An 11,990-nucleotide genomic window follows, 5' to 3' on the forward strand; every position below is an offset into this window, starting at 1 on the left:
AGGCTGTAACAACACAATAAACACAACAAGATGAGGTCTACGATGGGAAGCAATTCTTCTTTTTCTGCCCGTAGAACGGCGCTGGCCATGGCCGTTGCGCTGTGTTGCGCCTGGCAATCCCCTGTTTTCGCCCACGGCAGCGAGGCGCATATGGTCCCGATGGACAAGACGCTGCAGGACTTTGGCGCAGATGTGCAGTGGGATGATTACGCACAGATGTTCACCATTGCGAAAGACGGCGCCTTTGTGAAGGTCAAACCGGGTGCGAAAACCGCCATCGTCAACGGGAAACCCCTCACGCTTGAGGTGCCGGTAGTGATGAAAGGCAAGAAAGCCTTTATTTCCGATACGTTTATCAACGATGTTTTCCAGTCCGGCCTTGACCAGACGTTCCAGGTTGAAAAACGCCCTCACCCGCTAAACGCGCTGACGGCGGACGAAATTAAGCAGGCCGTTGAGATTGTGAAAGCCTCGGCGGATTTTAAACCGAATACCCGCTTCACCCAGATTGCCCTTGCCGAGCCCGAGAAAGCCAAAGTGTGGGACTTTGTGCTCAACGGTACCGCAGTAGATGCTCCTCGCCAGGCAAAGATCGTCATGCTCGATGGAAAGCACGTTATTGAAAGCGTGGTGGACCTGAAGGATAAAAAAATCCTGCGCTGGGAACCGGTAAAAGACGCGCACGGCATGGTGCTGCTGGATGATTTCACCGCGGTTCAGCAAATTATCAACGAAAGTACCGAGTTCGCCGAGGTGCTTAAAAAACACGGCATCACCGACCCGAAAAAAGTGATTACCACGCCGCTAACCGTCGGCTATTTCGACGGTAAAGACGGCCTGAAGCAGGAAGATCGCCTGTTGAAGGTGGTGAGCTATCTGGACGTCGGCGACGGCAACTACTGGGCGCACCCGATTGAAAACCTGGTGGCGGTGGTCGACCTTGAGCAGATGAAGATCCAGAAGATCGAAGAAGGCCCGGTCATCCCGGTCCCGCTCACCCCGCGCCCGTATGACGGCCGCGACCGGGTAGAAACGGTGAAGAAACCCCTGGAGATTGTCGAGCCGGAGGGCAAGAACTACACCATTACCGGCGATATGGTGCACTGGCAGAACTGGGATTTCCACCTGAGCCTGGACTCCCGCGTCGGCCCGATGATTTCGACCGTCACGTATAACGACAACGGCAAAAAACGCCAGATTATGTACCAGGGGTCGCTGGGCGGCATGATCGTCCCCTACGGCGATCCGGACGTGGGCTGGTACTTTAAGGCCTATCTTGACTCCGGCGACTACGGCATGGGCACCCTGACCTCGCCGCTGGTTCGCGGGAAAGACGTGCCGTCCAACGCCGTGATGCTTAATGAAACCATTCCGGACTACACCGGCGCGCCGATGGAGATCCCGCGCGCGATCGCTATTTTCGAACGCTACGCGGGGCCAGAATACAAGCATCAGGAGATGGGCCAGCCAAACGTCAGCGCCGAGCGCCGCGAGCTGGTGGTACGCTGGGTGAGTACCGTGGGCAACTACGATTACATCTTCGACTGGGTGTTCCACGAGAACGGCACCATCGGCATTGATGCCGGCGCGACGGGTATCGAAGCGGTGAAAGGCGTGCAGGCGAAAACCATGCACGACGCCACCGCCAAAGACGACACAAAATACGGCACGCTGATCGACCATAACATCGTGGGCACCACGCACCAGCACATCTATAACTTCCGTCTTGATATGGACGTGGACGGCATAAACAACAAGCTGGTGGCGATGGATCCGGAGGTGAAGCCGAATACCGCCGGAGGCCCGCGCACCAGCACCATGCAGGTCAACCAGTACGATATCGATACCGAGCAGCAGGCGGCGCAGAAGTTCGACCCGGGCACCATTCGCCTGCTGAGCAACACGAGTAAAGAGAACCGCATGGGCAACCCGGTCTCCTACCAGATCATCCCTTACGCGGGCGGTACGCACCCGGTGGCGACCGGCGCGAAATTTGCCCCGGACGAGTGGATCTACCATCGCCTGAGCTTTATGGACAAACAGCTGTGGGTGACCCGCTACCACCCGGATGAGCTGTATCCGGAAGGGAAATTCCCGAATCGTTCCATCCACGATACCGGCCTGGGACAGTACAGCAAAGATAACGAGTCGCTCAACGGCCAGGATGACGTCGTCTGGATGACCACCGGCACCACCCACGTCGCGCGCGCGGAGGAATGGCCGATTATGCCGACGGAATGGGTACATACCCTGCTTAAACCGTGGAACTTCTTCGACGAGACGCCAACGCTCGGGAAGAAAAAAGAGGATAAATAACCACCGGCCGGGCAATTGCCCGGTTTTTTTTGCCTCTGCATTTGAGCTTCGTCCGGGCTTGCTTATAGTTACTGATATCCCACCTGCATGATTTATCCCCCGGACGGGAAAGGCATTTATGGAAAAAAGAAAAAAACCGACGCTTGAACGGGCAACCTGGCCGACGCGCCAGGCCATGGTGATGCATGGGCTGGCGATGAACCTGCCGTGGCTGGCCTTCGTGAATATCAGCTTCGCGGTGATGATTCTGCTGCGCCACATCCTGCTCAAGGCCAGCGATCCCCTTTATCCCCATTCGCCGCAGCTGACGAAGATGGTCGATGCCTCGATGCTCGGCATTATCCTCCTCTCTGCCGCGCTGGTCCTGATGGCCTGGCGGCGCATCGCCGGTATCAGCGTGGTGCTGTTTATCTGTAGCGCCATCTGGTCGGTCTCCTGCTTCTGGTTTATTACCCAGCTGCTGCTCCCGCACGTCTGGCCGCTGTGCGTCATTCTCTTACTCGCGGGCTTAACGGCGCTCTATTTTTATCCTGAGGGGCTACTCGCTTTTATCCTCCCGCTGTGGATCACCCTGCCTGTCGCAAACGGGATCCTGAATGACGGTCTCAACCTTCACTTCATTATTATCTGGAGCGTCTTTACGCTGATCCTGATTTGCGGGCGTTTCATCCTGTTGAGCTGGTTTGACGAAGCCTGGCGGCGTAACCAGCAAAATCAGCTGCTGATATCGCGACTGGATGCGCTGGCGCATCAGGATCCGCTAACCAAAACCGCCAATCGCCGGAAAATGGAGGTGGTGCTGGAGAACGCGGTAGAGCAGAAAAAAACCTTCTCGGTGATCATGCTGGATATCGATTACTTCAAGCGCTACAACGATACCTACGGGCACCAGGCGGGCGACGACTGTCTGACCCGCGTGGCGCGCGTGCTGAAGCAGTCGGTGCGAACGCCTGACGATGTGGTGTCGCGCTACGGTGGTGAGGAGTTCGTGGTCATCCTCTTCAATTGCCCGGTAAACATCGCTGAAAAGGTTGCCCTGCGTATTCAGGACGGCCTGCGCGCGGAAGCCATACCGCACGGCGCGTCGACGGTCAGCGACCATGTCACCGTGAGCATGGGCATTGCGAGCATGACGGAGGGGCTCGCGGGCACCGAGATTATCGCCCGCGCCGATGCGGCGCTGTACCGGGCGAAAGAGGCCGGGCGGGATCGGTTGTCGCGGTAGGCGAAGCCGGGTGGCGCTGCGCTTACCCGGCCTACGGTTCGTGCCGTTGTAGGCCGGGTAAGGCGTAGCCGCCACCCGGCTTGTTTTTTAATACCGCACGCAAACCGACTTGGTTTCACACCAGCCGTCCAGCCAGTCCGGGCCAAAGTCGCGCCCTGTACCGGACTGCTTCATGCCGCCGAACGGCAGGTTGGCGTCGATCAGCGTATGGCTGTTCACCCAGACGGTGCCCGCCTGCAGCCGGTCGGTGTACTCCAGCGCCTTGCTGATGTTCTGCGTCCAGACGCTGGCGGTCAGGCCGTATTCGGTGTCGTTTGCCAGCTGGAGCGCCTCTTCGCCGTCGGCGACGCGCACCAGGTTGACCACCGGGCCAAACACCTCTTCGCGGGTTAAACGCAGCGAGGCATCCGGGTTCACCACCAGCGTTGGCGAGACGTAATAGCCTTTGCCTTCTGGCCCCCGGTTACCGACGAGCAGCTCCGCGTTGCGCGAGGTCGCTTCATCAAGGAAGGCCTGCACCTTATCGCAGTGCGCGCGCGACACCAGCGGGTTGATAAACGCCTCCGGCGACATGCCCGGCCCGACGCTCAGGGATTTCACCGCCTGCTCAAACCCGCTGACCAGCGTGTCAAACAGCGGCGCTTCAATATAGATGCGCGAGCTTGCCGCGCACACCTGCCCCTGGTTCAGGAAGCTGCCGGTCATCAGGCCTTCGATCACCCACGCCGGATCCGCGTCTTTCAGGACGATAGCCGGGTTTTTCCCGCCCAGCTCCAGGGTCACCCCGGTAAGCGTGTCTGCCGCCGCGCGGGCAATTTGCTTGCCCGTCGCCGTTGAGCCGGTAAAGCTCACCTTGGCAATATGCGGATGCGACGTCAGCGCAGCGCCACACACCGCGCCGCTGCCGGTCACCACGTTGAATACCCCGTCTGGAATGCCCGCCTCGCTGGCCAGCTCCGCCACGCGCAGCATGGTCAGCGGCGTGGTTTCTGACGGCTTGATGACAATTGAGCAGCCAGCCGCCAGGGCGGGCATCACCTTCCACATCCCAATCATCAGCGGGAAGTTCCAGGGCACAATCCCGGCCACCACGCCAACCGGCTCCTTGCGCGTCCACGCCTGATAGCGGGCGCCCTGCGGCAGCGGGATGGAAAGGTCGAGGGTCTTACCCGAAATTTTGGTGGTCAGCCCGGCGGTGTAGCGCATCCAGTTCAGCGTGCAGCCCACTTCAAAGGCCCGGGAAATGTTGATGGATTTGCCCTGCTCCAGGGTTTCAAGCTGGGCCAGCTCCTCACTATGCTGCTCCACCAGATCGGCGAAATGGAGCAGGATCCGCTCGCGCTCTGCCGGGAGTTTTCCGGCCCAGCTGCGGGCCACAAACGCGCGCCAGCCGGACATGACGGCACGATCAACGTCGTCGACGCTGGCGTCGGCCGTCGAGGCAATCACCTCGCCCGTGGCCGGATTGTAGACGTTCAGCCGCTTTTCACTGTCCGACGCGGCCTGACGCCCTTCAATCCACAGGCCATGCTGGCGGTCTAAAAACTGTTGTACGGCGGGCTGAATGGCCACCTGTGATGCAGACATAGGATACTCCTTCGTTATTCTTCGCAGGGTGTTTATCCAGTCTAAGTGGGGTTTTACGTTCTCGCTTTTGTCTCTGTGACATTCGCTTTGCCACCTGTGACAGGCTCCGCAAATCGCGATAATTGCCGCTTATATCGCTGTTACCGGTGAGCGTTCTTTCCTATAGTCAGCCTCATAGCTCTGACAAAATGCAACACAAATGCAACAATGTGAAAACGTTGACGGTGCAGTGAGAGAAACGATGGCGTGTGCAAGCGAGCAGGAACAGTATCAGCAGTGGCTGGCGCAAATTAACCAGGTTTGCGGGCGGTTTAACGCGCAGCCCACGGAGGGGAAGTTCTTCGGCGAGCTGGAGACCAGCTATGCGCGCAGCCTGAAGCTCAGCACCGTCACCGCAGGCGGCGTTAACCTGTTCCGCTCCCGTCAGGAGATCGCCCAGAGTCATGATGCCTGGTTCTATACCGTCTTCCAGCTCGAAGGCAGCGCGGAAATTGAGCAGGATGACCGTCGCGCGCTGCTCAGAACCGGTGATATCACGCTGATTGACGCGTCACGACCCTGCTCGATCAACTGGCGGGAAAAATCTCGCCAGATTTCGCTGCTGGTTCCCCGCCAGATTATTGAGCAGCAGTGTCGCTTCCAGGAGATAAGCTGCGCGACCGCCCTTTCCCGCACCTTGCCCACGGTCCAGCTGAGCCATCGCCTGCTGATGGAGAGCATGAGCAATGCCGACCTGAGCGACCGGGAGAGTGAAGCGGCGCTCGAAGCAATGATCTGCCTGCTGCGCCCCGCTTTCCAGCAGCGCGAGGTGATTCAGCCGCGCAAGGAGCGCCAGTTTCAGCACGTCGTGGCGCTGATTGACGACCATATTCAGTCTGAATCGCTGCGCCCGGAATGGATTGCCGCCGAGAGCGGAATGTCCGTGCGCAGCCTCTACCGCATGTTTGCCGAGAAGGGGCTGGTGGTGGCGCAGTACATCAAAAACCGTCGGCTGGATTTGTGCGCGCAGGTGCTGCGCGCTGCCGGGGATGATGAAAAGCTGGCGGGCATTGGCTACAGCTGGGGGTTCACCGACCATAGCCATTTCTCAACGGCATTTAAGCAGCGTTTTGGCGTCTCGCCGGGGGAATACCGCAGGCGCTACCGCTAGCTATTTTTTCAGCCATTTGCCGTTAATCCCCTTCACGTATTCACCCGGCTGCGCGCGGGCAACCAGCTTTTGCCCTGCCATTTTAGCCACTTCATCGACCGGCAAATTATTGCTGTCGGCCAGCTTCTGATAGCTCTCCGTGCGCGCCGCGTTAATACGATTGACCAGCGCCAGCGTTTCCGCATCCTGTTGGATCGGGGCAAGGTAACCGCTGAGGGTTTCCCCCACGCGCCCCTGCGCCCGGGCATCGCTTAAGGTCAGCGTAGCCGCCTGCACGTTCATCCCCAGCGCCAGTAAAATCAGAGCTAATCGTTTCATGGCATCCTCAGAACAGATCGCTGCGCGATTTCAGCAGGGTTTCAACGTCTTTATCGACCTTAATGTGGATCTCATGTTCGATTTTGACATTCATATTGATGGTAATCGGCTCCTTTGGTGCAGCAACTTCGATACGCGGCGTACAGCCGGTCAGTAGCGCGGCAACGGCAACGGTGAGCGCACCAGCCATCTTGTTCATTGTTGTTCCTCACTTTCCTTGCCGGTCGAACTGCGGAGAGCAGGTATCGCCGCATGTTGCTCAAACCAGGTTTGCAGGTTGTCCCCAAAACGCAGGCTGCGCCAGAGGGTAAAGACATTTTCGTCATGGGTGTAGTTCAGGTTGACGGAGCTGCTTTTGCCCTCCACCCGGCTGGTCCCCTTGATGGTCGCCTGCATGGTTAATTCACCCAGGTTATCTAAATTGATTTTCGTCCACGAGCGTGAAATTTCCATATAGCGGAGCCAGTTAATCGCCGCGCCCGCCACCATATTATCGTTTACGATGGCGTCTGCAGTATCTTTGTCGATGCGCAGCGTCATGGGCCCCGGGTTGGTCAGCCAGCCATCCTTAATGATCCATTTTTCATTATCCAGCCAGAACGGCAGCGCCCCGCTGACCGGGCCAGAGAGGGTAAACTGTTTCGGATTGACGGCGCTAATCAGCTCGCTTGATGAGATATTGTCCACGCGCAGCAGGGCCGGATCGTGCTGCGGCATCCGCAGCTGCTGCATGGTGATCTTCCCGCCGAGGGTTTCCACCTTCACGTTGGTGAGCAGCAGCGGATTGTCCTCCGTCCAGGGATAATCGCCCTGTAAATCCGCGGTAATGTTGCGCGCGGTCACCAGGTTTACCACTTCGCCGATGCGCAGCGTGACCGGACCGCGCGTGCCGAGAGACCAGGTGCCCTCGCTGAAGCGGAACGGCAGCACAAAGTCGACGCCGTTAATCTGGTTATCGGGCATCCAGGCGCTGCCGGATTTCAGCACGCCGTGCCCACCCGCCTCAAAGCCCTGATCGGCCGCCGCCGAGAAGGCCACCTGGGCATAAAGCTCCCCGTCGCGCAGGGTCATTTTCCAGTCCGGCGGGATAAGCGGCTGGAAGACGGTGAGCGACTGTTTCGGCCACCAGGCCTGCCCGCGAAGGCGAACGCCGTCCCAGCGACCGTTCACCTGCACCGGACCGATTTTTTCCGCATGGAGGTCGCCCTTAAACTGGAATACCGTCGGGTCGGTGCCGTCGACGCTGAAGGTCAGGACCGAGGGCGGCAAAACGCTGCCGCCGGAGAAGCGGGTTTGCCCGGCATTGAGCGACAGCGCGCCGCTGAAGGTCGGTTTTTCGGCATCGCGCAACCAGCGTACAGGCCTATCCAGCACCAGACGCGGCTTGCTGACCTCCATCGTGCCGTACTGCAGCTTGTCAAAACCGGTGGAGAGCGCCGTCAGCTCGATAAGGTTGTCGCGCCACTCGCCTTTCCCGGCGACATCCCACCGGGCGTGCATCGGCGTAAACCCGCCTTTCCCCCAGTAGCGCCACTGCCACAGGCCGCTGTCGGGTAAAAAGTCGCTGGCCTGTCCGTCCAGGTGCAGTTCAAAATCGCCCATTTCGTTTTCATGGGCGCGCAGGATCGCCTGCAGGCGGCCGTCCACGCCCTTCTGGGTGAGCTTCACGCCCGCCAGCGGCCAGCGGATTTCATCGATATCGAGCGAGTTAATGATCCGCCCGCGCGAGCGAAGCAGCGCGCCCGGCTCAAAGGCCAGCTGCGGGTCATACAGGCTGCCGGTCAGCGTTGCAGGCAGTTTGGCGTAAAGAATAAGATCGTTCTGCTTCGCCTCGCCGCTGAGGTGCAGGGGCATGTCGCTGTTTTCCATGCTGAGCCTGCCGGGCCCAATATTCAGTACCGCGTTGCCTTTCCCCGCATCGCCCTGCGTCAACACGTTCAGTCGTCCGGTCAGGGTGGTTTTCTCCAGCCCCTGCTGCCAGTTGTCGGCGCGAAGGGACACCCGCCCGCTCAGCGGCATACCGGAAAGATCCCAGTTCCAGCGCCCGTCGCTGATGTTCAGCTGCTCCGCCGCGATCTGCCACGGCAGATCGAGCAGCGGATCGGGGTTGTCCCGCGCCATCACCACCAGCTGCCCCTGATTGTCTTCCCAGTCCAGATCGGCATCGACCAGAGACGTTAACTGTGGCACGTTAAAGGTTGCCACCGCGTGGCCTTTCACCGGCACGCCGTCCGGCACCAGCGGCAGCGTGAACTCGCCCACCAGCTTAACGGGCTGCGGCTGGTCAGGAAGCTGTACATCGAACTGGCTGACCGAGAGCGTCTGGCCGCGAAGCGTGCCTTTAATGCTGACCTGTTCGCCTTTATAGGCGATCTCCTGCATGGACGGGGTCAGCGACGCCTTCAGCTCGCCCTGCCACTGCTGCCAGGGCGACAGCGTCAGACGGTGAACCGTGAGCCAGGTATTGGGTAACACCGCCTGCCACTGCGCCAGCGTTTTGGGGGCGACCGTTGAGGGCGCTGACTGGGGAATTTTGCTGAGGCAGACGGAGTTAAGATCCAGCGCGCCGATATCCAGCTGCCAGCGGCTTGGATGTGACAGCGTCACGTTCTCGATGCGGGCAATCTCGCAGTCATCCACCAGATAGCGGAGATCGGGGATGAGCAGCGCGTGGCGGGTCAGTTTCGGACTCTCTTCAAACGCGATGCGCGTCCCGACGGGAAGCCAGATCCCGGCGAGCGTCGGCACCCACTGGGCGAGCGTCATCAGCAGCGTCAGCGGCAACAGTATGAACAGCAGTAAAAGCGCAAGAGCGGCTTTGTATTTACCCTTCATGGGCAGTTAATATCCTGATTTAGCGAAAGAATTAAGCCGGCAGTGCCGATTATTGTCGCATGTTTAGCCAGTTAGTTGAAGGGAATGCCATTTTTAAGGATAGATGCTCTAGAATAATTGATAGAACTTATTGAATTCAATAATATTTTAGAAATTGTAAGATAATTTTAATCATGCTAACGTGAATGCAAAATCACTGGAGAAAGTCTTATGAAACTCGCGGTATACAGCACAAAGCAGTACGACAAAAAGTATCTGCAACATGTAAACGAGGCTTACGGGTTTGAGCTTGAATTTTTCGACTTTCTGCTGTCCGAAAAAACCGCCAAAACGGCGCACGGCTGTGAAGGCGTCTGCATTTTTGTTAACGACGACGGCAGTCGCCCGGTGCTGGAAGAGCTGAAAAAACACGGGGTGAAGTACATCGCCCTGCGCTGCGCGGGCTTTAATAACGTGGACCTCGACGCGGCGAAAGAGCTGGGTCTGAAGGTGGTGCGCGTTCCGGCCTACTCTCCTGAAGCGGTCGCGGAACATGCGATCGGCATGATGATGTCGCTCAACCGTCGTATTCACCGCGCTTATCAGCGTACCCGTGACGCCAACTTCTCGCTGGAAGGGCTGACCGGCTTTACCATGTACGGCAAAACCGCAGGCGTGATCGGCACCGGTAAAATTGGCGTAGCGACCCTGCGCATTCTGAAAGGCTTCGGCATGCGTCTGCTGGCGTTCGATCCGTACCCAAGCGCCGCAGCGCTGGAGCTGGGCGTGGAATACGTCGACCTGCCGACCCTGCTCTCACAGTCTGACGTGATCTCCCTGCACTGCCCGCTGACGCCGGAAAACTACCACCTGCTGAACCAGGCGGCGTTTGACCAGATGAAAGACGGCGTGATGATCATCAACACCAGCCGCGGCGGGCTGGTTGACTCCCAGGCCGCCATCGAAGCGCTGAAAACCCAGAAAATTGGCGCGCTGGGTATGGACGTGTACGAGAATGAGCGCGATCTGTTCTTTGAAGACAAGTCTAACGACGTGATTCAGGACGACGTGTTCCGCCGCCTGTCTGCCTGCCATAACGTGCTGTTTACCGGCCACCAGGCGTTCTTGACGGCCGAAGCGCTGATCAGCATTTCAGAAACCACGCTGGGTAACCTGCAGCAGCTGGAAAAGGGTGAAGCCTGCCCTAACGAACTGGCTTAACCCCAACGCCGGGTGGCGTCTATACCTCGCCCGGCGCGTTTGTTTCCCAGCTACGATGCGCAACGCGCCACCAGATCAGGACGGCCGCCAGCGCAATCGCGCTCAGAACGCTGAATGCCGTCGTAAAGGAGTAATGCCCGGCAATCGTGCCGGTTAACGCCGGGCTCAAGGATGCCCCAATCCCCTGCATCAGCATCACCACACTCTGCCCGGCATTGACGTGGCCGCTTCCGCGCAACAGCACCACGATAAACGACGGTACGACTACCCCCAGGATCCCGGCGGCCAGACCGTCAAGAATCTGGACTGGGATCATCATCAACGGCGCATCCGTAGAGGCCGCCAGTGCCGCGCGCACCGGCATCACCAGCAGAGCCAGCATAATCAAGCGCCAGTAGCCGTAGCGGTCTATTCGGTGAGCAACCCAAATGGCGACGGGGATCATCACGGCCTGTGAGATGATGACGGTGCCTGCCGCATACAGGCCGGGGTTGATCGACGCGGGCGCCGACGCCACCCTCATGCTCAGCATCGGCAGCAGCGCGGCGTTCGCCAGGTGGAACAGCAGCAGCGTCATCCCGGTCACAAACAGCGCCCGGTTTTTAATCAGCACGGCAAAGCCGGGAACCGGAGCGCTCCCCGAGGAGGAAAGCCCGCGCGCCGCGTCGTTATCGATATCCCGGTTGCGAATGGCAAGTAAAGCGCACAGCGTGAGCAGCGTGGTGCAGGTCATCAGCAGGAAAATCCCCCCGACGCCCCAGTACCAGGCAATACCGCCCGCCAGGAGTGCGGTAACGAAATTGCCGCCGTGATTGAACGCCTCGTTTTTGCCCATCTGCGCGCTGAACCCGCCCTGCCCGGTGAGGCCCAGCGTAATCCCCGCAATCAGCGGGCCGACAAACGCCGCGCAGATACCGGTGACCATCTGCGAGACGGCGACAACGATGGTCTGCTGGCTAAACCAGAGCAGCAGCGTGCTCAGGGTGATCAACACGCACAGCAGCGCCAGCACCGCACGTTTGTTCCGGGAAGTGTCGGTGATAACCCCCGCCGGAAGCGTGGCCAGCAGTCCCGCCAGCCCACCTGCCGTCATCAGGATGCCAATATCATCCGGGGTCCAGTGGCGTTCGGTCAGAAAAATACCGAGAAAAGGCCCAAGCCCGTCGCGAACATCCGCGATAAAAAAACTGGTCAGGCATAATGCCCGCAGCGAACGAAGAGACATACTTCCTGCCTTTGACTGTTATCGCCTGTTAAAAAGCACAATGGAGTATACCGGGTATGTTTGAAAATCAGATGACGCCTTAAAAAAACATGCCTTGCGAACTTAAACGGTTCATAAAGGAGGCTGTTTTTTCG

9 protein-coding genes are annotated in these 11,990 nt (G+C 58.9%); 4 read left to right on the forward strand and 5 right to left on the reverse strand.

Features of this window, described 5'->3' with window-relative positions:
* The first annotated feature begins 42 nt into the window (after positions 1-42).
* Entirely contained in the window at positions 43-2,316 is a 2,274-nt protein-coding gene (gene tynA, locus ACJBF3_RS03935; protein ID WP_047717727.1) for a primary-amine oxidase, read from the forward strand.
* A 118-nt stretch (positions 2,317-2,434) separates the two neighbouring features.
* Positions 2,435-3,541 carry a GGDEF domain-containing protein gene (locus ACJBF3_RS03940; protein WP_045329033.1) on the forward strand — a complete coding sequence of 369 codons (1,107 nt, stop codon included), beginning with the start codon at positions 2,435-2,437 and terminating at the stop codon, positions 3,539-3,541.
* Between the two features lie 87 nt (positions 3,542-3,628).
* Here the strand turns inward: ACJBF3_RS03940 and ACJBF3_RS03945 are convergent, their stop codons facing one another.
* Complete coding sequence (locus ACJBF3_RS03945) at positions 3,629-5,128, reverse strand: aldehyde dehydrogenase family protein (protein ID WP_045329034.1); 1,500 nt, start codon at positions 5,126-5,128, stop codon at positions 3,629-3,631.
* Between the two features lie 241 nt (positions 5,129-5,369).
* On the opposite strand from ACJBF3_RS03945, the gene feaR reads away from it, so the two are divergent.
* The gene (gene feaR, locus ACJBF3_RS03950) at positions 5,370-6,278 is read left to right on the forward strand and encodes a transcriptional regulator FeaR (protein ID WP_045329035.1); all 909 of its coding nucleotides are present in this window, start codon (positions 5,370-5,372) and stop codon (positions 6,276-6,278) included.
* Here the strand turns inward: feaR and ACJBF3_RS03955 are convergent, their stop codons facing one another.
* The 3 genes from ACJBF3_RS03955 to ACJBF3_RS03965 are packed head-to-tail and all read right to left on the reverse strand — an operon-like array spanning position 6,279 to position 9,431.
* Complete coding sequence (locus ACJBF3_RS03955; RefSeq protein WP_032640419.1) at positions 6,279-6,596, reverse strand: YdbL family protein; 318 nt, start codon at positions 6,594-6,596, stop codon at positions 6,279-6,281.
* 7 nt (positions 6,597-6,603) lie between these two features.
* Complete coding sequence (locus ACJBF3_RS03960; RefSeq protein ID WP_032651162.1) at positions 6,604-6,795, reverse strand: YnbE family lipoprotein; 192 nt, start codon at positions 6,793-6,795, stop codon at positions 6,604-6,606.
* Positions 6,792-9,431, reverse strand: a complete 2,640-nt coding sequence (locus ACJBF3_RS03965) for a YdbH family protein (RefSeq protein ID WP_045329036.1) — start codon at positions 9,429-9,431, stop codon at positions 6,792-6,794. The genes ACJBF3_RS03960 and ACJBF3_RS03965 overlap by 4 nt, the downstream gene beginning before the upstream one ends.
* Before the next feature lie 210 nt (positions 9,432-9,641).
* On the opposite strand from ACJBF3_RS03965, the gene ACJBF3_RS03970 reads away from it, so the two are divergent.
* Positions 9,642-10,631: a 2-hydroxyacid dehydrogenase gene (locus ACJBF3_RS03970; protein ID WP_045329037.1), complete on the forward strand. Its 990-nt coding sequence runs from the start codon at positions 9,642-9,644 to the stop codon at positions 10,629-10,631.
* A 19-nt stretch (positions 10,632-10,650) separates the two neighbouring features.
* Here ACJBF3_RS03970 and ACJBF3_RS03975 read toward each other — a convergent pair whose 3' ends face one another.
* Positions 10,651-11,856: an MFS transporter gene (locus ACJBF3_RS03975; RefSeq protein ID WP_045329038.1), complete on the reverse strand. Its 1,206-nt coding sequence runs from the start codon at positions 11,854-11,856 to the stop codon at positions 10,651-10,653.
* Between the last annotated feature and the right edge of the window lie 134 nt (positions 11,857-11,990).

It is taken from the genome of Enterobacter sp. PP-008-ECC_S150 (assembly GCF_045257065.1).
Classification (GTDB): Bacteria; Pseudomonadota; Gammaproteobacteria; order Enterobacterales; family Enterobacteriaceae; genus Enterobacter; species Enterobacter chengduensis.

Bases quoted from the DNA above. Each gene is read 5' to 3' on its own strand.
- ACJBF3_RS03970 (WP_045329037.1), top strand. From the start codon at position 9,642: ATGAAACTCGCGGTATACAGCACAAAGCAGTACGACAAAAAGTATCTG.
- ACJBF3_RS03955 (WP_032640419.1), bottom strand. From the start codon at position 6,596: ATGAAACGATTAGCTCTGATTTTACTGGCGCTGGGGATGAACGTGCAG.
- feaR (WP_045329035.1), top strand. From the start codon at position 5,370: ATGGCGTGTGCAAGCGAGCAGGAACAGTATCAGCAGTGGCTGGCGCAA.
- ACJBF3_RS03960 (WP_032651162.1), bottom strand. From the start codon at position 6,795: ATGAACAAGATGGCTGGTGCGCTCACCGTTGCCGTTGCCGCGCTACTG.
- ACJBF3_RS03975 (WP_045329038.1), bottom strand. From the start codon at position 11,856: ATGTCTCTTCGTTCGCTGCGGGCATTATGCCTGACCAGTTTTTTTATC.
- ACJBF3_RS03965 (WP_045329036.1), bottom strand. From the start codon at position 9,431: ATGAAGGGTAAATACAAAGCCGCTCTTGCGCTTTTACTGCTGTTCATA.
- ACJBF3_RS03940 (WP_045329033.1), top strand. From the start codon at position 2,435: ATGGAAAAAAGAAAAAAACCGACGCTTGAACGGGCAACCTGGCCGACG.
- tynA (WP_047717727.1), top strand. From the start codon at position 43: ATGGGAAGCAATTCTTCTTTTTCTGCCCGTAGAACGGCGCTGGCCATG.
- ACJBF3_RS03945 (WP_045329034.1), bottom strand. From the start codon at position 5,128: ATGTCTGCATCACAGGTGGCCATTCAGCCCGCCGTACAACAGTTTTTA.